Annotated in this window: 20 protein-coding genes and 1 tRNA gene; 18 read left to right on the top strand and 3 right to left on the bottom strand. The window is 61.6% G+C overall.

Annotated features, from left to right (window positions below; all coding sequences use genetic code 11):
• Positions 1-100 precede the first annotated feature (100 nt).
• Both V5738_RS13555 and V5738_RS13550 read right to left on the bottom strand, forming a co-directional pair.
• Positions 101-955, bottom strand: a complete 855-nt coding sequence (locus tag V5738_RS13555; protein WP_423821338.1) for an anti-sigma factor family protein — start codon at positions 953-955, stop codon at positions 101-103.
• Complete coding sequence (locus V5738_RS13550; protein ID WP_423821337.1) at positions 952-1,470, bottom strand: RNA polymerase sigma factor; 519 nt, start codon at positions 1,468-1,470, stop codon at positions 952-954. Before V5738_RS13550 ends, V5738_RS13555 begins: the two co-directional genes overlap by 4 nt.
• A gap of 164 nt (positions 1,471-1,634) precedes the next feature.
• On the opposite strand from V5738_RS13550, the gene V5738_RS13545 reads away from it, so the two are divergent.
• The 14 genes from V5738_RS13545 (at position 1,635) to V5738_RS13480 (ending at position 14,453) form a co-directional block, all read left to right on the top strand.
• On the top strand, positions 1,635-2,843 hold the full coding sequence (locus tag V5738_RS13545; RefSeq protein WP_423821336.1) for an acyltransferase family protein: 1,209 nt from the start codon (positions 1,635-1,637) through the stop codon (positions 2,841-2,843).
• A 295-nt stretch (positions 2,844-3,138) separates the two neighbouring features.
• Entirely contained in the window at positions 3,139-4,539 is a 1,401-nt protein-coding gene (miaB, locus tag V5738_RS13540; RefSeq protein ID WP_423821335.1) for a tRNA (N6-isopentenyl adenosine(37)-C2)-methylthiotransferase MiaB, read from the top strand.
• A gap of 94 nt (positions 4,540-4,633) precedes the next feature.
• Positions 4,634-5,572 (top strand): PhoH family protein, encoded by a 939-nt coding sequence (locus tag V5738_RS13535; protein WP_423824186.1) that lies wholly within the window; start codon positions 4,634-4,636, stop codon positions 5,570-5,572.
• Complete coding sequence (ybeY, locus tag V5738_RS13530) at positions 5,569-6,042, top strand: rRNA maturation RNase YbeY (protein WP_423821333.1); 474 nt, start codon at positions 5,569-5,571, stop codon at positions 6,040-6,042. The genes V5738_RS13535 and ybeY overlap by 4 nt, the downstream gene beginning before the upstream one ends.
• A 69-nt stretch (positions 6,043-6,111) precedes the next feature.
• Positions 6,112-6,963: an HlyC/CorC family transporter gene (locus V5738_RS13525; protein ID WP_423821332.1), complete on the top strand. Its 852-nt coding sequence runs from the start codon at positions 6,112-6,114 to the stop codon at positions 6,961-6,963.
• Between the two features lie 19 nt (positions 6,964-6,982).
• Entirely contained in the window at positions 6,983-8,530 is a 1,548-nt protein-coding gene (gene lnt / locus V5738_RS13520; protein ID WP_423821330.1) for an apolipoprotein N-acyltransferase, read from the top strand.
• A gap of 94 nt (positions 8,531-8,624) precedes the next feature.
• Positions 8,625-11,066 (top strand): leucine--tRNA ligase, encoded by a 2,442-nt coding sequence (leuS, locus tag V5738_RS13515; RefSeq protein WP_423824185.1) that lies wholly within the window; start codon positions 8,625-8,627, stop codon positions 11,064-11,066.
• 42 nt (positions 11,067-11,108) lie between these two features.
• Positions 11,109-11,669, top strand: coding sequence for an LPS assembly lipoprotein LptE (lptE, locus tag V5738_RS13510; RefSeq protein ID WP_423821328.1), 561 nt, complete (start codon positions 11,109-11,111; stop codon positions 11,667-11,669).
• A 4-nt stretch (positions 11,670-11,673) separates the two neighbouring features.
• Positions 11,674-12,261: a nitroreductase family protein gene (locus tag V5738_RS13505; RefSeq protein WP_423821327.1), complete on the top strand. Its 588-nt coding sequence runs from the start codon at positions 11,674-11,676 to the stop codon at positions 12,259-12,261.
• Between the two features lie 124 nt (positions 12,262-12,385).
• Complete coding sequence (gene rplM / locus V5738_RS13500; RefSeq protein WP_423821326.1) at positions 12,386-12,814, top strand: 50S ribosomal protein L13; 429 nt, start codon at positions 12,386-12,388, stop codon at positions 12,812-12,814.
• Between the two features lie 3 nt (positions 12,815-12,817).
• Positions 12,818-13,210: a 30S ribosomal protein S9 gene (gene rpsI / locus V5738_RS13495; RefSeq protein WP_423821325.1), complete on the top strand. Its 393-nt coding sequence runs from the start codon at positions 12,818-12,820 to the stop codon at positions 13,208-13,210.
• A 51-nt stretch (positions 13,211-13,261) separates the two neighbouring features.
• Positions 13,262-13,335, top strand: a tRNA-Gln gene (locus V5738_RS13490).
• Between the two features lie 319 nt (positions 13,336-13,654).
• Entirely contained in the window at positions 13,655-14,101 is a 447-nt protein-coding gene (locus V5738_RS13485) for a Panacea domain-containing protein (protein WP_423821324.1), read from the top strand.
• Positions 14,088-14,453 carry a hypothetical protein gene (locus V5738_RS13480; protein ID WP_423821323.1) on the top strand — a complete coding sequence of 122 codons (366 nt, stop codon included), beginning with the start codon at positions 14,088-14,090 and terminating at the stop codon, positions 14,451-14,453. The genes V5738_RS13485 and V5738_RS13480 overlap by 14 nt, the downstream gene beginning before the upstream one ends.
• Positions 14,454-14,624: 171 nt before the next feature.
• On the opposite strand, the gene V5738_RS13475 is transcribed toward V5738_RS13480, so the two are convergent.
• Positions 14,625-14,963, bottom strand: a complete 339-nt coding sequence (locus tag V5738_RS13475; RefSeq protein WP_423821322.1) for a hypothetical protein — start codon at positions 14,961-14,963, stop codon at positions 14,625-14,627.
• A 215-nt stretch (positions 14,964-15,178) separates the two neighbouring features.
• On the opposite strand from V5738_RS13475, the gene V5738_RS13470 reads away from it, so the two are divergent.
• The 4 genes from V5738_RS13470 to V5738_RS13455 all read left to right on the top strand — a co-directional run bounded on the left by V5738_RS13470 (position 15,179) and on the right by V5738_RS13455 (position 19,810).
• Complete coding sequence (locus tag V5738_RS13470; RefSeq protein ID WP_423821321.1) at positions 15,179-15,841, top strand: recombinase family protein; 663 nt, start codon at positions 15,179-15,181, stop codon at positions 15,839-15,841.
• Between the two features lie 1,080 nt (positions 15,842-16,921).
• Positions 16,922-17,329: a hypothetical protein gene (locus V5738_RS13465; protein WP_423821320.1), complete on the top strand. Its 408-nt coding sequence runs from the start codon at positions 16,922-16,924 to the stop codon at positions 17,327-17,329.
• A 244-nt stretch (positions 17,330-17,573) separates the two neighbouring features.
• On the top strand, positions 17,574-18,626 hold the full coding sequence (locus tag V5738_RS13460) for an AAA family ATPase (RefSeq protein WP_423821319.1): 1,053 nt from the start codon (positions 17,574-17,576) through the stop codon (positions 18,624-18,626).
• Positions 18,627-19,126: 500 nt separating this feature from the next.
• A complete protein-coding gene (locus V5738_RS13455) occupies positions 19,127-19,810 on the top strand; it encodes a hypothetical protein (protein WP_423821318.1) in 684 nt (227 codons plus the stop codon).
• The last annotated feature ends 2 nt before the right edge of the window (positions 19,811-19,812 follow it).

Here is a 19,812-nt window from a genome sequence, read left to right as displayed (position 1 = left end):
GCGAATCGGGAATTGTTCCGATCCGGCCGTTGCCCCCCAAAGCGAGCCCTATTAGGCCAGTCATGCGTAATCGAGCACGACTGGCCGATGTACGCTCGGGTTATAGGCCGCTGGCTGGCTGCTTCTGCACGGCTGTTCGGGGCTCGGGCTGATGGCTGGCCCCGGGGGGCGCGGTCGAGGGCGCACGCTGCTGGGGCATATCGACGATGGGCGCGGCAGGGCCTGTCGACTGTCGGGCGGCCGGCCTACGCGGACGTTTCGAGGCAACGTCGGCGAGTCGATCGAGGGCGGCCGGTGGTAGGTTGCCGGTCAGCGCATAGGCGCGGCCGTCCGAATGCCAGCGGGCCAGCGAGGTGCCGGCCGGCGAGATGAGGTCCGGCTGAGCGGTATTCGCCCCCGGCTGGGCTCGCGAATAGATCGTGATCTGTTGCCCGGCGGTATTGCGATATTCGTAGGCGGTCAGCGGCTGGCCGTTGGTCGCGATCGTGCGTTGGCCGCTGAAGCGATAGCCGGCGCGTGACAGATCCGGATGCGACGGCGAGCCACTGGCGGCGGTATCCACGGTCGGCTGGCGTTCGGCCAGACGCGCGACTTGCTGGCCGAAAGTGATCCGCTTGGAATCGGGCGAGGGCGCATCGTTATCAACGCCGCGCAGCCACCAGCCAGCCGATACCGAAACCCCGATCGCCACGGCCAATCCGGCGCGTGCCAGCCACGGCGAAGGGGCGACCGCCGGTCGGCGTAGCAGCCGCGGCGGGATCGGCTCGTCGAGGACCGGATCGTAGCGCTGGGCCAGCGCGAGATCGTGTTCGGCATCGCGGGCGGCCCGCTCGGCGAGTCGCGGATGCGCAGCAAGATAGCGTTCGATGCCGGCTGCCCCCTCGATCCGGCGTCCGGCGCGGTAGTAGGCCACACAGCGTTCGTAGTCGATAGCCGATGTTCGGGATGCGCTCATCCTCGTGCCTCCTTGGCAGCCGCTGGCTGTTCGGCAGCCTCCAGAATCTCGTTGAGCTGATTTCGGGCCCGCGATAGCCGCGAGCGGAAGGTGCCGACCCGCAGGCCCAGCATACGCGCGCCATCGCGATAGCTCGGCTGTTCGACCGCGGCCAGCATCAGAATCGCGCGGTGTTCGGGCGACAGCTGTTCGATGGCTGCGATCACGTCCCGGCAATGCGCCTGCAAGCCATTCGAGGCCTGTCGGTCGGCCGGATCCAGGGCGATCGTATCCAGGGCGATCAGCTTGTCGCGATCTCGGGTCGGCGCCGGATGACCATCCAGATATAGCCGATACAGCACCCGAAACAGCCAGCTGCGTAGCCGCCCCTGTGGGCGCCATAGATGGCGTTTGCGCCAGGCGCGCTCGAGCGTGTCCTGGACCAGATCGTCGGCTGCCTCGCGATCCCGCAGCAGCGCGCGTGCATAGCGTCGCAGGTGCGGGATTTCGGCTTCGATCATGCCGGTTTCAATCACATGGCCTCATTTATCGCGATCGGCGATTGGCTGTCCTCATACCCCAAGAACGACCGCGATGCGTCATTGGTTCCATCAGCCACGGCTATGGAACCAGAACCACGCAACGGCCGTTGGTCGGGGTGCTCAGAACAAGCACCGCGGCCAGCCGAGTGAACTAGCCCATGTCGAACCCCAAAACAACTCGTATTTATGCCTTCGATGCCCTGCGCGGGCTGGCGGCCTGCTCGGTTGTCATCGGCCATCTGTTCATCGTCATGCGGGGCCAGGCCGATGCGGTCTACGACCGGGTGTTCGAATGGACCCGCATCGCCGGGCAGACGCCGCTGCATGTGCTCTGGCAAGGCCATGCCGCGGTGGTGCTGTTTTTCGTACTGAGCGGTTTCGTGCTCTATTTGCTGCTGGCCAGCGCCAAGCTGTCGATGCCGGCCTATGTCGCCAAGCGGGTCACGCGGCTGTATGTGCCGTATCTGGCAGCGATCGTGCTGGGCGCGCTCGGCGCCCACGCCGTCAATGGCGATACCCTCGCCGGGTTCAACCATTGGATCAACAAATTCTGGTCGTGGCCGGTCAGCCTAGCCTCGATCGGCGGGCATCTGTTCGTCCTCGGCCAGTTCAATGCCGATCGCTACGACTTCACGATCTGGACGCTGGTTCACGAAATGCGGATATCGCTGGTGTTCCCGCTGATCTTCATCATGGTCCAGCGCATGCGTTGGTGGGCAGCGTTGATGCCGTTCGTGATCGCCAGCGTCACCATGGTTGTACTGCGCCAGCCGGCGGTGCGCGAGAGTCTGGATATCGCCGCATTCGCTGCGCATGGCGGTCTGACCGCCTATGTGTTGACCGTGCACTATCTGCTGGCGTTCGCCATCGGCGCCAGCCTGGCGCGGTATCGCGATCGGCTGTTGACAGCGTACCGACGGCTGCCCGGACGCAGCCGTGGGCTGCTCGGCGTATTGACGTTCATGCTCTATGTCTATGGCGGCCAGGCGCTGCAGATCACCGGGCTGGCGACGATGATGCCCTACGACTGGCCGATGATGGCCGCCGCAGTATTGCTGTTGATCACGGCTGCCGCCGAGCCAGCCTTCCGGCGCAGCCTGGAAGCGCCGCTGCCCCAGTATCTCGGCCGGATTTCCTACAGTCTGTATTTGTTCCATCCGATCGTGCTGCTGGCGATGCTGCACGGGCTGGCCGGCGTATTGCCGCTGGGTTGGTTGCTGGTACTGACTGCGATCGCGATTCTGGTCGTCAGCGATCTGGCCTATCGAACCATCGAGCGCCCAGCGGTCGAGCTATCGCGCATCGCTGCCGAACGGGTTGGGCGTCTGGCAGGTAGCCGCCATGCGCGGCTCGGTCGGCGAGCCTAGGGCGTGTTGTCATTAAGAGACGCCACCGCATCCCCCCGGAGGGCCCGTGCCCTTGAGACGGCCATCGGCGTTATCGTTCGTTCAGGTAGCCAGGCCACATACGCTCACGATGTCTTGTTTGGCCACCACAGGATCGCGGAGGCAGCGGCGTCTCGCGACGACGCCCCTAGCGCTGTTGCAGACTCGCACGGTACATCAACCAGGCTTTCGCGGTTTTAAGCGTACGATTACGGCATGGCTGGCCTAATGGGTTAAAATGATCGGCCATTTGCTCGGTCCCGCCGAATCGAACGCCATGTCTGAAACCGCGCTCCACAACGCGCCCCGGGTTTTCGTACAGACCTGGGGCTGCCAGATGAACGAGTACGACTCGGCCAAAATGGTCGACGTACTGGCCAAAAACCGCGGTGCGACCCGCGTCGATGCGCCCGAGCAGGCCGATATCATCCTGCTCAATACCTGCTCGATTCGCGAAAAAGCTCAGGAGAAGGTGTTCTCCCAACTCGGCCGCTGGAAGCCGTTAAAGGACGCGAACCCGAATCTGGTGATCGGAGTCGGCGGCTGTGTGGCTTCCCAGGAAGGCCATGCGATTCGCGAGCGCGCGCCATATGTCGACATGGTATTCGGGCCGCAGACCTTGCACCGGCTGCCCCAGCTGCTGGACGATATCGCCGACAATGGTGCCGGCATCGTCGATATCGCCTTTCCCGAGATCGACAAGTTCGATGCCATGCCGGCGGCCAAAGCCGAAGGCGCGACGGCTTTCGTGTCGATCATGGAAGGCTGTTCGAAGTACTGCAGTTTCTGTGTCGTGCCTTATACGCGCGGCGAAGAGATTTCGCGGCCGTTCGACGATGTGATCCTGGAAGTTGCCGAACTGGCCGAGCAGGGCGTCAAGGAAGTCACCCTGCTGGGCCAAAACGTCAACGGCTATCGCGGGCCAATGGAAGACGGCTCGGTCTGCGATCTGGCGATGCTGGTCGAGTTCGTGGCCGAGATCGTGGCCGAGATCGAAGGCATCGAGCGTATTCGCTATACCACCAGCCACCCATTGGAATTTTCCGATGCGCTGATCGAGGCCTATGCACGGGTGCCGAAATTGGCCAACTATCTGCACCTGCCGGTACAGTCTGGCTCCAATGCCGTGCTGGAGGCGATGAATCGCGGCTACAGCGTCGAGCACTTCATCGAGCGCATCGAAAAACTGCGCGAAGTACGCCCCGACATCAGCTTGTCGACCGATATCATCGTCGGCCATCCGGGCGAGGGGGAGGCCGAGTTCGAGGCGACTATGGATCTGGTCGAACAGATCGGTTTCGATGCGGCGTTTTCTTTCGTCTACAGCAAGCGCCCCGGCACCCCGGCAGCCGATATGGCCGACGACGAGCCGCGCGAGGTCAAAAAACAGCGCCTGGCCCGTCTGCAGGCGCGCATCGCCGACTTCAACCGCCAGTACATGGCGAACATGGTCGGCACCACCCAGCGGGTGCTGGTCGAGCGCGAATCCAAGCGCGGCGGCGGCCAGATGGCCGGCCGGACCGACTCCAACCGCTGGATCAACTTCGAAGGGCACCCGCGCATGGTCGGGCATTTCATCGAAGTCGAAGTCACCGAGGCCTTGGATAATTCATTGCGTGGCCGCATCAAGACGGTAGAGCCGGCGCCCGAGGCCCCGGACTTGGCTGCGATCGGCTGATTCGACGCCGACTCCAACACGCTTTCAACGAACCGCGCGAGACAAATTGGCCGATAACAGCATACGCAAGACGCTCGAGCTCGATCCGCCGGATATGGCGCGGCTCGCCCATCTCTGTGGTCCGCAGGATGCGCATCTGCGGCTGATCGAGTCGACCCTGGATGTCGCTGTGCACAACCGCGGCCATCTGTTCCAGGTCGAGGGCGGCGAGGCCGCGGCCAATGCCGCGATCGATACCCTCAATGAACTCTATGCCGCCACCGCCGGTGGCGAGATCGATACCGACAAGGTCCATGTGGTCGCACGGACTGCCGAGCGCGAACGCCAGGCAACGACCGAAGACCGCCAGTCCAGGCGCGATGTGGTCATCAAGACCCGCAACGGGCTGGTGCGCGGCCGCGGTCCGAACCAACGTCGCTATCTGGCCAATCTGGCGGATAACGATCTCAACTTCGGGATCGGCCCGGCGGGAACAGGTAAGACTTATCTGGCGGTCGCAGCAGCCGTGGACGCGCTGGAATCCGAGCGCGTGCGGCGCTTGATGCTGGTCCGGCCGGCGGTCGAGGCCGGCGAGAACCTCGGTTTTCTGCCGGGCGATCTGGCCCAGAAGATCGACCCCTATCTGCGCCCGCTCTACGACGCCCTTTACGAAATGCTCGGCTTCGATCGGGTGGGGCGCTTGATCGAGCGCCAGATCATCGAGATCGCGCCGCTGGCCTATATGCGCGGACGCACCCTCAACGAGGCGTTCATCATTCTCGACGAGGCCCAGAACACCACCGTGGCGCAGATGAAGATGTTTCTCACGCGTATCGGTTTCGGCTCGACCGCCGTGGTCACCGGCGACATGACCCAAATCGACCTGCCGTCGAACAAGAAATCGGGTCTGTCGCATGCGGTCAACCTGCTGTCCGGTATCGATGGCATCAGCGTGACCCGTTTTGCCGGTTCCGACGTGGTTCGGCATCCGCTGGTCCAGCAGATCGTCTCGGCCTATGAAAAAGACGCCGACCAGGGTGATAACGGCTCGTGATCGAATGCACCCTGGTCTGTGCCGTGGCCGGGCTGGCCGAAACCGATGAGGAGCGGCTGGTCGAGATCGCGACCAGCGTGCTCGACGAAGCCGGTATCGATGCCCAGACCGATATGGTGAGCCTGGATGTGCGCATCGTCGATGAAGCCGAGTCGGCCGATTTGAACGGCCGCTATCGCGACAAGCCCTATGCGACCAACGTGCTATCGTTTCCGGCCGATGCCCGACTGCCGGGGTTTCGGGCTCTGGGGGATCTGGTCATCTGTCGGCCGGTGATCGTGGCCGAGGCCAACGATCAGGGCAAATCACTGGATGCGCACTTTACGCATATGGTGGTGCACGGCAGTCTCCACTTGCTCGGCTTTGATCATATCGGCGACGATGAAGCCGAGATCATGGAAGCGGCTGAACGCCGTGTGATGGCCCGCCTGGGCTATGCGGATCCCTATGCGGCACCGCAGGCCGGGTGAGGCAATCGCGGCTGGCTAGTGACCGACGATATTAACCGGATGAGGAGGCGGCGCTGGGCCGCGTAAGCCATGAGCGACGACGATAGCGATCAGTCCAGCCGCGGCTGGCTTCGCCAGATCGGGATGAGTCTGGCGGGACCGCCACGCGATCGCGACGAGTTGATCGAGGTGCTGCGTGAGGCGCAGGACAACGGGCTACTCGATGTCGATGCGCTATGGATGATGCAGGGCGTGCTCAAGGTCTCCGAGCAGCAGGTCCGCGACATCATGGTGCCGCGTTCGCAGATGGTGGTCATCGATTCGGATGCCGATGCCGCCGAGATTCTCGCGGTCGCCGTCGAATCCGGCCATTCGCGTTTCCCGGTGATCGGCGAATCCCGCGACGAAGTGGTGGGTATTCTGCTGGCCAAAGATATGCTCAGCCTGGTCGAGTCCGACGGCAAGCGCGACGCTTTTGCCCTGACCAGCGTGCTGCGACCGGCGGTCTATGTGCCCGAGGCCAAACGCGTCAACGTGTTGCTTAAGGAGTTCAAGGCTTCGCGCAATCATATGGCGGTGGTGGTCGACGAATATGGCGGCGTGGCCGGTCTGGTCACGATCGAGGATGCGCTGGAGCAGATCGTCGGCGAAATCGACGACGAGTACGACCAGGCCGAAGGCGCGAATATTCTGCGCCAGGAAAAAAACCGCTACCAGCTGCGGGCCCTGACCCCGATCGATGAATTCAACCGCTACTTCGGTACCGATTTCTCGGACGACGAATTCGATACCCTCGGCGGGCTGGTCATGCACGAGTTCGGGCATATGCCCAAGCGCGGCGAGACCGCGATCATCGATCACTTCCAGTTTAACGTGCAACGGGCCGATTCACGCCGTATCCATATGTTCCAGATGACGGTGTTGCCCGAGGCGCCGGAATAGTCGCGGTCGGCAGCGCGCGATGATGCGCCGCGTGGTGGGCGATGGGGTGGCGCCGGCGCTGTTCGGCGTGCTGGCGACGTTCGGTTTCGCGCCCTGGCATTGCTATCCGGTAACTCTGATCAGTGTGATCGGGCTGCTGGTGCTATGGCGTAGGGCCGGTCCGGCGCGCGGGGCGTGGCGGGGTTTCGTATTCGGCTGTGCTTTGTTCGGTACTGGTGTGTCTTGGGTCTATGTGGCCCTGCATACCTATTCGGGCATAGCGGCACCGTTGGCCGGCCTGGCCGTCGCGGCGTTGGTGGGCTATTTGGCCATTTATCCGGCGCTGGCCGGCGCGGTCGCCGCTGCAACCCGGCGCTTCGCGGCACCGATCTGGGCCCTGTTAATCGTGCCGGCGGCCTGGGGGCTGTCGGAGCTGTTGCGGGGCTGGGTCGGCACTGGCTTTCCTTGGCTGTCGCTTGGCTATAGCACGGTCGCTGCGCCGCTGAACGGGGTTGCGCCGCTATTAGGGAGCTATGGGCTGAGCATCGTTCTGGTGGCCGCTGCCGGCGCGCTATGGCTGCTCTATGCCGGGGCGCTAATCGCTCGGCTGATTGCGTTGGCACTGGTCGCCGTCTTGCCGGTGTTGGTTTGGTGGGTGCCTTCGGCGGCGCACTGGACCCAGCCGGTCGGGCCGCGTCTGCGGGTCGCGATCATCCAGGGCAATATTGATCAGGCCGACAAGTGGCAGCCGGCCCACCGGGCCGAGACTCTAGCGCGCTATCGCGATATGACCGCACGTAGCCGGGCCGATTTGGTGGTTTGGCCAGAAGTGGCTATCCCGGCGCCTGCCGAGCAGGTGGTGCCATATTTGAAACAGCTGCGCCGAACCGCTGCACAACGGAACCAGACCGTGCTTGCGGGTCTGCTCTGGCCGGCCGCAAATAGCCGCGGTTATCACAACAGCGTACTGGCGCTAGGCCAGGGCCGCGGGCGCTACGACAAGCGTCATCTCGTGCCGTTTGGTGAATACGTGCCCGGTCCGGCTTGGCTGACCGGACACCTGAGCAATATGGGCGCGCCGGTCGGGCGTACCGTGGCGGGGCCGGTGACGCAGCCGCTGCTCCATAGCCATGGCGTGGCGCTTGGTCTGTCGATCTGTTTCGAGGATCTGTTCGCGCGTGACATTGCCCGCGATCTGCCGATGGCTGGGATGCTGATCAACGTCACCAATGACGCCTGGTTTGCCGGTACGCCGGCGCTGGCCCAGCACTTGGACATCGCGCGTATGCGCGCGCTGGAGTCGGGCCGGCCGCTGGTGCGCGCAGCCAATACCGGTATCAGTGCCCTGATCGGCTTTGACGGCCACGTCTATCAACATACGGCGGCTGATGAGAGCGCGCGCCTGATCGCGCCAATGGTGCCCCGGCGCGGCCTGACCCCGTACATGGCCTACGGAGATACGCCGCTCTGGTGGGCCACCAGTGCCGTGGTCATGCTTGGCCTGCTGGGAGCCTGGGGACTGCGCTGGCGCGCGGCGCGCCTGCGCCGGCCGGCCGAGCGTCGTCGGGCGCTGCGCGCGAGACTGTAGAAAATCGGGGCCTTGCAGCACGGTGGGGCGGACAGCCGCCGGCCGAGGCAGTACACTTGCGCGTTCGATGACCACCGAATTTCGTGTACGCCTGATGGACCGTAGTTACCGTTTCGCCGACATCGAAGCCGATGTACAGCGTCGCTGGGATGAAGCCGATGCTTTCCGTGTGACCCGCGACGATCGCGAGAAGTTCTACTGCCTGTCGATGTTCCCATACCCCAGTGGCAAGCTGCATATGGGGCATGTGCGCAATTACACGATCGGCGACGTGATCGCACGCTATCACCGTATGTGCGGCAAGAACGTGCTCCAGCCGATGGGCTGGGACGCCTTCGGCTTGCCAGCCGAGAACGCCGCGATCAAAAATGGTGTGCCGCCGGCGCAATGGACGCGCGAGAACATCGGGGCCATGCGCGATCAGCTCAAACAGCTCGGTTTTGCCTACGATTGGTCGCGCGAACTGGCCACCTGCGATCCGTCCTACTATCGCTGGGAGCAGTGGCTGTTCACCAAGCTGTTCGAGCAGGGCCTGGTCTATCGCGCCGAATCGGTGGTCAACTGGGATCCAGTCGACCAGACCGTGCTCGCCAACGAACAGGTGGTCGACGGCCGTGGCTGGCGCTCCGGTGCGATCGTCGAGCAGCGCGCGATTCCGCAGTGGTTCGCCCGCATCACCGACTATGCCGACGAACTGTTGGACGATCTCGACGGACTGGAGGGCTGGCCGGAGGCGGTCAAGACCATGCAGGCCAATTGGATCGGGCGTTCCACCGGTCTGGAGATCGATTTCGCCGTCGCCGGCCAGGACGCACCGCTGACGGTCTACACCACGCGTCCCGATACCTTGCACGGCGCGACCTACATGGCGCTGGCGGCCGACCATCCGTTGGTGGCGGCCGCTGCCGATACCGACGCCGAGTTGGCGGCCTTTGTCGAGGAATGCCGCCAGACCGGCACCGCCGAAGCCAAACTGACCACCCGCGACAAAAAAGGCTATCGGCTGCCGGTCGAGGCGATCCACCCGCTGTCCGGCGACACACTGCCGGTCTTCGCGGCCAACTTCGTCTTGATGGGGTATGGCACCGGCGCGGTCATGAGCGTGCCGGGCCACGACCAGCGCGACTGGGAATTCGCGCGTGCCTACGACCTGCCGATCGTTTCGGTGATCGCCGACGCAAACGGCGAACCGGGCGACGTCAGCGAAGCGGCCTTCGTGGATAAGGGCGCGCTGGTCAATTCCGGCGAAGACGACGGCAAGGATTTCGATGCCGCCTTTACCGACATCGCCGACCGGTTGGAAGCCCGTGGCGTTGCTCGCCGCAAGACCCAGTATCGGCTGCGCGACTGGGGGCTGTCGCGGCAGCGCTATTGGGGCGCGCCGATCCCGATCATCCACTGCGACGGTTGCGGGCCCGTTCCGGTACCGGAACAGGATCTGCCGGTGGTCCTGCCCGAAGACGTTACCCCGGAAGGCGCCGGTTCGCCGCTGCCGAACATGCCGGAATTCGTGAACTGCAGCTGCCCGCAATGCGGCAAGGACGCCAAACGCGAAACCGATACTTTCGATACCTTCATGGAATCGTCCTGGTATTTCGCGCGTTTCACCTGCCCGGACGCCGACGCCATGATCGACGACCGAGCGCACTATTGGATGCCGGTCGATCAGTACGTCGGTGGCATCGAACATGCAATCCTGCATCTGCTGTATGCGCGTTTTTTCCAGAAACTGATGCGCGACGTCGGCCTGGCTCAGGCCGACGAGCCATTCAAGGCGCTGTTGACCCAGGGCATGGTGCTCAAAGACGGCGCCAAGATGTCCAAATCCAAGGGCAACACGGTCGACCCACAGGAACTGATCGAGACCTACGGCGCCGACACGGTACGGCTGTTCTCGATGTTCGCGGCGCCGCCGGATCAGTCACTGGAATGGTCGGAGGCCGGCGTAGAGGGCGCGCATCGTTTCCTGCATCGGCTGTGGCGGCTGGTTGAAACCCACGTCGAGGCTGGCATCGTTGCGCCGGCCACCGCGGCCGAAGGCGAGGCCGGCGAACTGCGCCGCAAGCTGCATGAAACGATCGCCAAGGTCGGTGACGACGTCGGCCGGCGTTATACCTTTAATACCGCGATCGCCGCGATCATGGAGCTGGTCAATGCGCTAGGCCGCCTCGATGACGCGCCGGCCGCTGAGATGCAGGCCGTTCGCCAGGAAGCGCTGGAAGCGATTATGCGCATGCTGGCCCCGATCGCCCCGCATATCGGCGACGAACTCTGGCGGGTACTGGGCCGCGACGGACTGCTGATGGATGCCGACTGGCCCGTGGCTGATGAGGCCGCATTGGTGCGCGATACGCTCACTCTGGTGGTACAGGTCAACGGCAAGGTGCGTGCCCGCATTGACGTGCCCGCGGATGCCGATCGCGATACAGTGGCCGAGGTCGCAACCGCGGAACCCAATGTCGTTCGGCACATCGAGGGCAAGGACATTAAAAAGACCATTGTGGTGCCCGGCAAGCTAGTCAACGTGGTGGTCTGATTGGTGCGCCCGGCTTGAATGAACGCCTAGCATGAGCAACCCATGAACGGTACCGCTGTTTTCAACACTGCGCCCCGCTCAGCGCTGCGCGCGGTGTGTGCACTTTTCTTCGCTGTGGCGTTGGCCGGCTGTGGCTTTCACATGCAGGGCGCGACTCCGCTGCCCCAGGGCATCGATGCCATGCATGTCGCCTACCATAACGATTATCGGGTAGGGGACCCGCCAGTGGTGAGTGCACTCAAACAGCGGTTGCGGCGCCAGCATCTGCTGGGCAGCATCGATGCCGCGGCACAGCTCGAGATCGCCTCCATCCAGACTTCCCAGCGCGTGGTTTCGGTCAGCCCGGTCAATGGCGATGCCGCTGAGGTCGCGATCACGACGCGGGTAGTGTTCAACTACAGCGTCAACGACGCAGATCAGTTGTCCGGCGAGACGCTGTCGGCCACCCGCAACTTCAGCATCGACGACACCCAGCGTCTGTCCTCGGAAGAGCAGCGCAATCGGCTGTTGAGCGATATGCAGCAGAATCTGGCCAATCTGATCCTCGAGCGCGTGGCCCAAAGCAACCGCAAGCTCGCGGGCGGTTCCGACGCAGGTTCCTGACCTAATGGCCGACCGAGCCCGACTGACCGCAAGCCCAGTAGCACCGGCCGACGCCGATGCCCTGATACGCGGGCGCCGTACCGTTGATCAATTCCGCCCGGGGGAGCTGCCCGACAGCGCGCGCATTCACGAAGCCATTGATCTGGCCCGTTGGGCGCCGAACCACCATGTCACCGAACCTTGGCGTTTCTATCTGATCGGCGACCGCACCAAGGCCGAGATCATCGAGCTGAACACGCGCCTGCTGACCGAGAGCCGCGGCGCGGAGGTGGCCGATAGCAAGCGACAACGCTGGTCGGCGATCCCGGGGTGGCTGGCGGTTAACTGCGTAGCGCACGAGGATCCGATCACCGCGCGCGAAGACTATGCTGCCTGTGCCTGCGCGATTCAGAATCTCATGCTGTATCTGCATAGCGCCGGTATCGCGACCAAATGGACGAGTGGGGCGATCACGCGGGCGCCTGAGTTCTTGCGTATCCTCAGTGCGCAGCCGGGGGAATACTGCGCCGGGCTGATCTGGTATGGTTACGCCAAGCGAGGCCCGCGCAGCCAGCGCCGGCCTGTTTCCGAGGTAATTCACTACCTTGATTGAATGGTTTGTGGGACTGCTGGCCCTGGGGTCGAAATCAGGCGTTGCAAATCGCCGATTCGGACTATAGAATTGCGCGCTTTCGCAGCCCGCACCGCTGCTCCTGCTACGGCTTACGAGAATTGAAATGAAGACGTTTTCCGCGAAGAAAAACGAGGTGCCTGGCGACTGGTACGTCGTGGACGCGACCGACAAGACTCTCGGTCGTCTGGCCTCCGAGATCGCTTTTCGCCTGCGCGGCAAGCACAAGCCCGAATACACGCCGCATATGGATGTCGGCGACCACATCGTGGTGATCAACGCCTCGAACGTGAAGACCACGGGCAAGAAGCCGCAGCAGAAGAAGTACTATCGATTCACCGGTTACGTCGGTAATCTAAAGTCGATCACGCTCGAAGATCAGCTGGCCACGCACCCGGAGCGCGTCATTGAGCACGCTGTGAAGGGCATGCTGCCGAAAGGTCCGTTGGGCCGTAAGATGGCCGGCAAATTGCGCGTTTATCCGAACGCCGAGCATCCGCATACCGCACAGCAGCCGCAGACGCTGGAGATTTAATCGATGGCAACCGAACAAGCCTACGGCACCGGCCGTCGCAAGACCGCTTCCGCGCGAGTCTTCATCAAACCCGGCTCGGGCCAGATCACGGTCAACAACAAGTCGGTCGAGCAGTACTTCGGTCGTCCGACCTCGCAGATGATCGTGCGCCAGGCGCTCGAAGTTACCGATTCGCTTGATCGTTTCGACATCAAGATCACGGTCAACGGCGGTGGCCCGAACGGCCAAGCCGGCGCAATTCGCCATGGTTTGGCCCGTGCTCTGGTCGACTATGACGAAAACATGCGCGCTTCGTTGCGTAGTGCTGGTTACATGACGCGCGATGCCCGCAAGGTTGAGCGTAAGAAAATCGGCCTGCACAAGGCTCGTAAGTCGCCGCAGTACTCCAAGCGCTAGCGACGGCTGCCGGCTGGCTGCGCTACAATGCAGCCAGCGGCTCCAGGTTACTGGGGAATCGTCTAATGGTAGGACTACGGACTCTGACTCCGTCAGTGGGGGTTCGAATCCCTCTTCCCCAGCCATAAAAAGTGAACCCCTGTTACCGCAATGGTTTCAGGGGTTTATCTTTATGGGTGTACCCGCTTGCACCCACGTTCGCACCCACGCTCATGGGTCCCTTGTTGCTATCCAACGCAACAAGGAACATAGTTTGATGCGCGAACTCGAATTAGGTCCGAGGCGCAGCGTGCGGGCTATCATTCTCGATGCCATACGTGCTTCACCAGTATCGTTCTCCGCTTATATTGCTTAGCGAGACGTACGTTCATGTATACACGTGTGCAATACTAGATAACCGATAACGGCGTTCCGTACGCACGATAGTCAACGGAGTTAAGAGCGATGACATTGTCAGCAGCGCAAGTGGCAAAGCGAATTTGCGAGCGGTCTGGCTGGAAGCTCTCTAACCTTGAAATCCAGAAGCTCGTTTACCTTATCCACATGAGATACCTCGGGAGGATGCAAAAGCCTCTAATTAGAGAATCGTTTGAGGCGTGGGACTATGGTCCGGTGGAGCCAGGTCTATATCATCGGCTCAAAGCATTCGGAAGTGACCCGGTAGTAGGTGTTTTCAATAGCGTGCCGGATGTGGCCGATGAGGAAGCAGCTAATTTCATCGACGATACTTATGACATGCTCTCAGGGTTTAGCGCTCCCCAATTAGTGTCTATTACTCATGCGCCGCATTCTGCGTGGTATAAAAATTATCGCCGTAATGTTAGAAACTCGTTAATTCCACGCGAGGCTATTTTAGAAGAGTTTAAGGCTCGGGAAAGTGCCAGAAGATAATCGAGACAATGAGTTAAGTTTCTGGTTTGGTGAACTACCCGAAGACCGAGAAGATGGCTCCGATGAGGGCAAAGGAGAGGGGCCAAACTCTGAGAGTCTGTCTAATCTCTCCTCACAGCTCGAACAGGAAAAAGACGGAAGGCGTGAAGAGCGTTTTGTTTTTTTTCTGATAATAATTTTATTATTAGACGTTATGTGGCTCGGCTCCATGGAAAATTGGACTGCGCCATTAGTAATCGGAGCTGGCGAGGCGCTATTGCTATTCCTCGCCGCAAAGCGTTGGGGGCTAAAAGAGATTGTCGTCATTATCGACAATTGGATGAGCCGTTTCACAAGCGGAGACGGCTCTTAAAAGTTCAATCTAAAAATACCGCAGATTTTCGAGGGGTCATCTATATATGAAGACGCGCGCGCGTTTCCCCGTAGTCCCGCCTTCGATGACACAGGGCGGAAGGCGAATCGCGGGTGTACCGGGGGAGGGGTAGGCCCGGCAGGGTTATTCCTACCGGGTATGTGTCATGAACTACGCAATATCAGACTTGCGTTCTAGTTCGACCTGCATCTTGCGGCTGCTGTCCTGCGCTACGCGCCCATCCATATTGAACCGTTTAGCTTGGACTTGCCCGGTCAGTTCTAAGTCATAGTCACCGATTGCTCCCATGACGTTACCTGTGATGCCGGCCGTGTGCTCCTCTATTCGTAGCTGGGCACGCATTTCACCATTATCGTCGACTTGGTAAGTTCCGCGATAACTGTACGCTGAGTCGCCGCCGTAGGCGTGGCCCTTATGCAGAACGACCACACCGGCCCCGAAAAGCTCTTGATTCGAGCGGAAACGCACCACCCAGAAGCCTTCAATCATGTCTTTCCCTCGTTGTTGAACGAGCTTTGACCCTACCGACTTGCGATGTGTAGCAAAAGGCCCGTACGACGTACGTACAGGGCGTATCGAAAACCCCAGCGGAGGCCCCGACCGTAAGTTACTGATATGGCGATGTCGGAAGGGGCGTGTCTTGACTGTATCGAAACCAAATGTATTCAATACACGCGAGGCACACGACACAGACCGATTCAGCCATGACCAAACGCGCCGCCATCTACGCCCGCGTCTCGACCGACCAACAGACAACCCGCAATCAGATCGACAAGCTACGCGAGGTTGCAGCCGCGAAAGGCTGGGAGGTCGTGGCCGAGTTCATCGACGAGGGCATATCCGGTGCCAAGGGCCGCGACAAGCGCCCACAGTTCGACGCACTGCACCGCGCCGCCGTCCGTAGCGAGTTCGACATCATCATGAGCTGGTCGGTCGACCGGCTCGGACGTTCGCTGCAAGACCTCGTCGGCTTCCTGTCGGAACTACAGGGCAACGGAGTCGACCTGTTCCTGTACCAGCAAGACGTGAATACGACCACACCAGCCGGTAAAGCGATGTTCCAGATGATGGGCGTGTTCGCCGAGTTCGAGCGGTCCATCATCCAAGACCGCGTCAACGCGGGGCTTGACCGGGCCAGGGCGCAAGGCAAGACGCTGGGTCGGCCCAAGGTCGGCGACGAGCAGACCGAGGCTCGTGTTTTGGAACTACGCGCCGAAGGACACAGCTATCGCCAGACCGCGAGGATGGCCGGGCTGTCGGTTGGTAAGGTGCAGCGCATCGTGAAAGAGGCTAAGGCCGAAAAGATGGACGTCTACGTCACCAAGGGGCTAGACGATCCAGACAACCACGATGTCGTAGAGGTCTAGTGCTAGACCACTAGTCACCGTGAACTCGGCCCAGCGGCAACGATACACTGGAAATCCGATAAGCCGAGAAAACTAGAGGTTTTGCGATGAACCGACAGAAGTACGATGCCGCCTTCCCTGAAGCCGATAATGTGTCCATCAGCGGTATGACTACTCGCGAGTGGTATGCAGGCCGTGCGATGGCCGCGATTGTCGGTTCGGTTGAGTCAGAACAAACACGCGAGAATCTGACTTCGAGGCAAGTAGCTGACAAGGCAGTCAGCTATGCAGACGAATTAATTAGAGCCTTGGACCGAAAGAGCTAGCTTTGATGATAGGCCGGGGGTGGTGAATCCCCGGTCCATCGCTCCCGTGTGGGGGAGATGGTGGGCGTGGTTAAGCGGTGGCCGCGGCCTGTTCGGCAGACGCCAGCAGCGAGCGGACCATCGGGAGGTCGTTCCCCATGAGCGAGAGACGACTTTCTACCTCGCCGCTGATGGGGTCGACGATAACGAGGTCGGCCTTGCCGTGGTCCCGACGTTCGACGCGGACAGTGCAGCCGTCCGTTGACTCGAAGGAGTCGCGGGCTGGGCTTTGGTCGTATGCTTGGTGTGACATTCGATGCGGTCTTTTTGTCGATTGGCGTCGTCATGGAAGCACGCCTAATTAGTCGACACAAATCACTGTGTAATAAGAAAAATTCCCGGTAACGGGAACATCCAGACAGAAACTTTTCCCCCATTAAGATAGAGGTCGTCGGCGGCAGTGACTTGTATTTAGTTTGTCTCGCTGGCGTCCGTGGACGTGGTGATTGGGTGGAACAATAAAGACCAGTCTCGCGGCTCCCTCCCTCCGCGCTGACTGAACGTTCGACCGGGCGTCTGCCCGGCTTTGCTGCTAGCTCGCCCCCGAGCGCCCGGAAGATCGACCGGATGCGCGGGGTCGGGCGGCGGTTTTTCAGGTTGTATGCGGGTGACCGTCGTTATGTAGCTGCGAACACAGCGCGCGTGCGTTTGTGATGCCCTGTTCTATTCCAAGTTGTATCTATATGCAGCCCCGTTGGCCGTCTGGTCGCGGGGCTTTTCTTTGAGGTTGTATGAAATGAAACGAGAACCCGTGGTTACTCACGAGACGATGCGAGGCCGCCCCGTGGTCCGCGTCGAGTTATCCAAGAGCAAGACCGCCTTACTTGACCCCGAGGACTGGCAACGCATCGCCGATGAATACGGCAAACGCTGGGCGGCCGTGTCGAACGGCTCCGGCCTTTGGTCAGCCCGTAAGGCAACGAGGCGGGCCGATGGGCGCGTGGTGATGATGACGCTAGCCCGTGCCGTGATGCGTGCGACCGATGGTCAGCGCGTCGAGACCGTGAACGGAGACGCCCTCGACTGCCGCCGAGTGAATCTCGATCTAGTGCGCAACGCCAACGAGAAGCGCCAACGAGAAGCCAACAAGCGGTGGCGCGAGAAGCTAGACCCCAACACCGACAAGGAGAACGTAACCGAATGAGCCTCCGCAAAGCTATCAACGAGAAATGCCGAGACTGCATCTATGACCCGAACAGCGGGCTAGGTAACTGGCGACAACAGGTGCAGGCGTGTACTTGCACGTCGTGTCCGCTGTTTCCGTACCGCCCCAAATCGCGCCCGCGCGATAGACAACAAAGCCAACCCGCTGGGGTAGTCCAGGGTGACGCCCGGTTGTCTCACAGCGAGGGCGAGAAGGCCGACCGACAGAGCACAGAGGCGGCTTGATGTCGGACGTACAGACGCACCAGCCGGAAGGCGTCGCATCCCTCCCCGGTAAGACGTTGGGCGAAATTCTAGGCACGACCTACCCGGACCCGGTGCCTTTACTCGACCCCTGGTTGGATGAGCGGTCGCTTGCCATGCTCCACGCTGCGCCGGGCGTCGGTAAATCGATGTTGGCGCTGGCCGTGGCGGTAGCCGTCGCTGGTGGCGGCGAGTTCATGGGCTGGCGAGCGGCCGAGCCTCGCCGGGTGCTTTACGTCGACGCAGAGATGGAGGAGCGCCGGACCAAGCGCCGCGCGCTGGAACTGATCGACAGCATGGATACGCTCGACCGGCAGCACGCTGTTGATAATCTTCATATCGTCTCACGCCAAGACTACGACGGTGCCGAGGACTTCCCCGAAATCGACGGCAACGGCGGCGGCGATGAGTTCGTCGAATGGACCCGCGCCCACCGGACCGAGCTGGTCATTCTGGACAATATGGCCGAGCTGTCTGCAGTGGACGACGAGAATGACGCAGCCGCCGTGCGCCCGGTGATTCGTCTTGTTCGTCGGATTCAACGACAAGGTGCGGCGGTGATGTTGATTCACCACAGCGCAAAAGGGACGAAGAACAGCCCCGAGGCTTATCGGGGGTCGAGTGCTCTGGATGGGCCGCTCGATGTCCGCCTATCGCTAGATCGAGCTTCGCACCCGGAGCAAGGCGAGGGGATTGCGTTCAACCTACGCTTTCCTAAAGCCCGGCATCGACTCGGCGCGGGCACTATCGCCGGGCGTAAGGTTTGGCTTGATGTCGGCGACGGACAGAGCGCGTGGCAGACCGACAGGCCGACCGGCGAGCGTAAACAGGCGAGCGATTCATCGGAAGATGTCGAAGCTAGGTTGATTTTCGAGGCCGCCCGTGATGGCCAGTACCAGACTCGTATCGACTGTGCGCGGGCTATCGGCCTAACGCATGGCCAGACCGCCAAGCGGCGCGTCGAGCGGGCTATAAGTCTCGGCTACGTTAAGGATATGCTGGCGTTCTATGAGCTGATGAAAGCCGAGCCGTGAAGCTGTCACAAATCACAATCACCTAGTGCGAGTGACCGTGTGATTGGCGTAGCTCGGCAGCCCGTAGCGCCGAAGGCGCGCTACAGGTCCGCCTCGCTGGTCCGCTGTCGCGGACTGGTAGCTCGGTACTGAAGGTTGGACAGAAAGAAAGCCGACTTATCGTCGGTGGACTTTCTGCTCTGGCCTTCCCGTTACCGACACAGATATAGATGGCTGTCGCCATCCTCGTTAACTCAGTCGACCGTAAGTCCGACTGTAGATCGGACTACAGGCCAGACTCTCCACGGTGAGGGTGAACCTGTAGCTCAACCTACAGCCGAGCTTACGGGCTTTAGCCAAGGAGGAGGACATCATCATCGTCCTCCATCTTCTGTGTCGTAGGCGCGTGAGCGCCCTGTAGGTCAAGCATGAAGTAAGACCCGATTCTCGGGCCGGTCTTCATGTCTACCCAAGCCCGCCACCGAGCGGGCTTTTTCATGTCCGCAATCTGAGGACCAACCATGAGCCAACGCAAAGCACGCCAAGTCATTCCCGACACGCTGGACGGCGAGGCTATCGTTCATGTCGAGCTGACACGGGGGCAATGGGCCATCGTCGACGCCGCCGACTGGCCCGCTATACGGGAAACATTCGGCGAACTCTGGGCAGCGACTCCACGCAAGGGCGGGAAGTTCGGCGCGGGGCGTAACCTAAAGACACTGGACGGACGACGCCTGAACTACTCGCTCGGTAAGGCAGTCCTCCAGCCCAAGCAGGGGCTTTATGTCACCGTGAAGAACGGGGACTCACTAGACAACAGGCGGCATAACCTCCAAGTCGAGGGGATGGCACTACCGCACAACCCCGGCGCGGTGCCGGTGTGTCTGGCGACCGATGAAGACCGGGCAGCTTATGAGCGCCAGCGAGAGAAAGCACAGCGTGGCCGACGGGCCAAGCCGGAGGCCCACGCCTTACCCGAGCATGTCGCCCGACGACAGGCCGAACACTACCGCCGAGTGAGTGAGCGGAACCAGCGCAGCGGCGGCATCCCCGACAGGGGACGGTGTCAAAGGCGAGCCGATGGGCCGGAACTGACGGTAAAGCCGAAGGTAGGCCCGGAGCACGACAGCATGAACACGCTACAGGCGGTACTGGTCGCGGAGCTTCGCCGAGCCGAAGGCGTCGGGCAGGCCGGTGCCGAGTAGGA

It is taken from the genome of Salinisphaera sp. SPP-AMP-43 (assembly GCF_049568105.1).
Classification (GTDB): domain Bacteria; phylum Pseudomonadota; class Gammaproteobacteria; order Nevskiales; family Salinisphaeraceae; genus Salinisphaera.
Note: the sequence above shows the minus strand (reverse complement) of the source record. Positions and strands in the feature narration are given on the sequence as shown.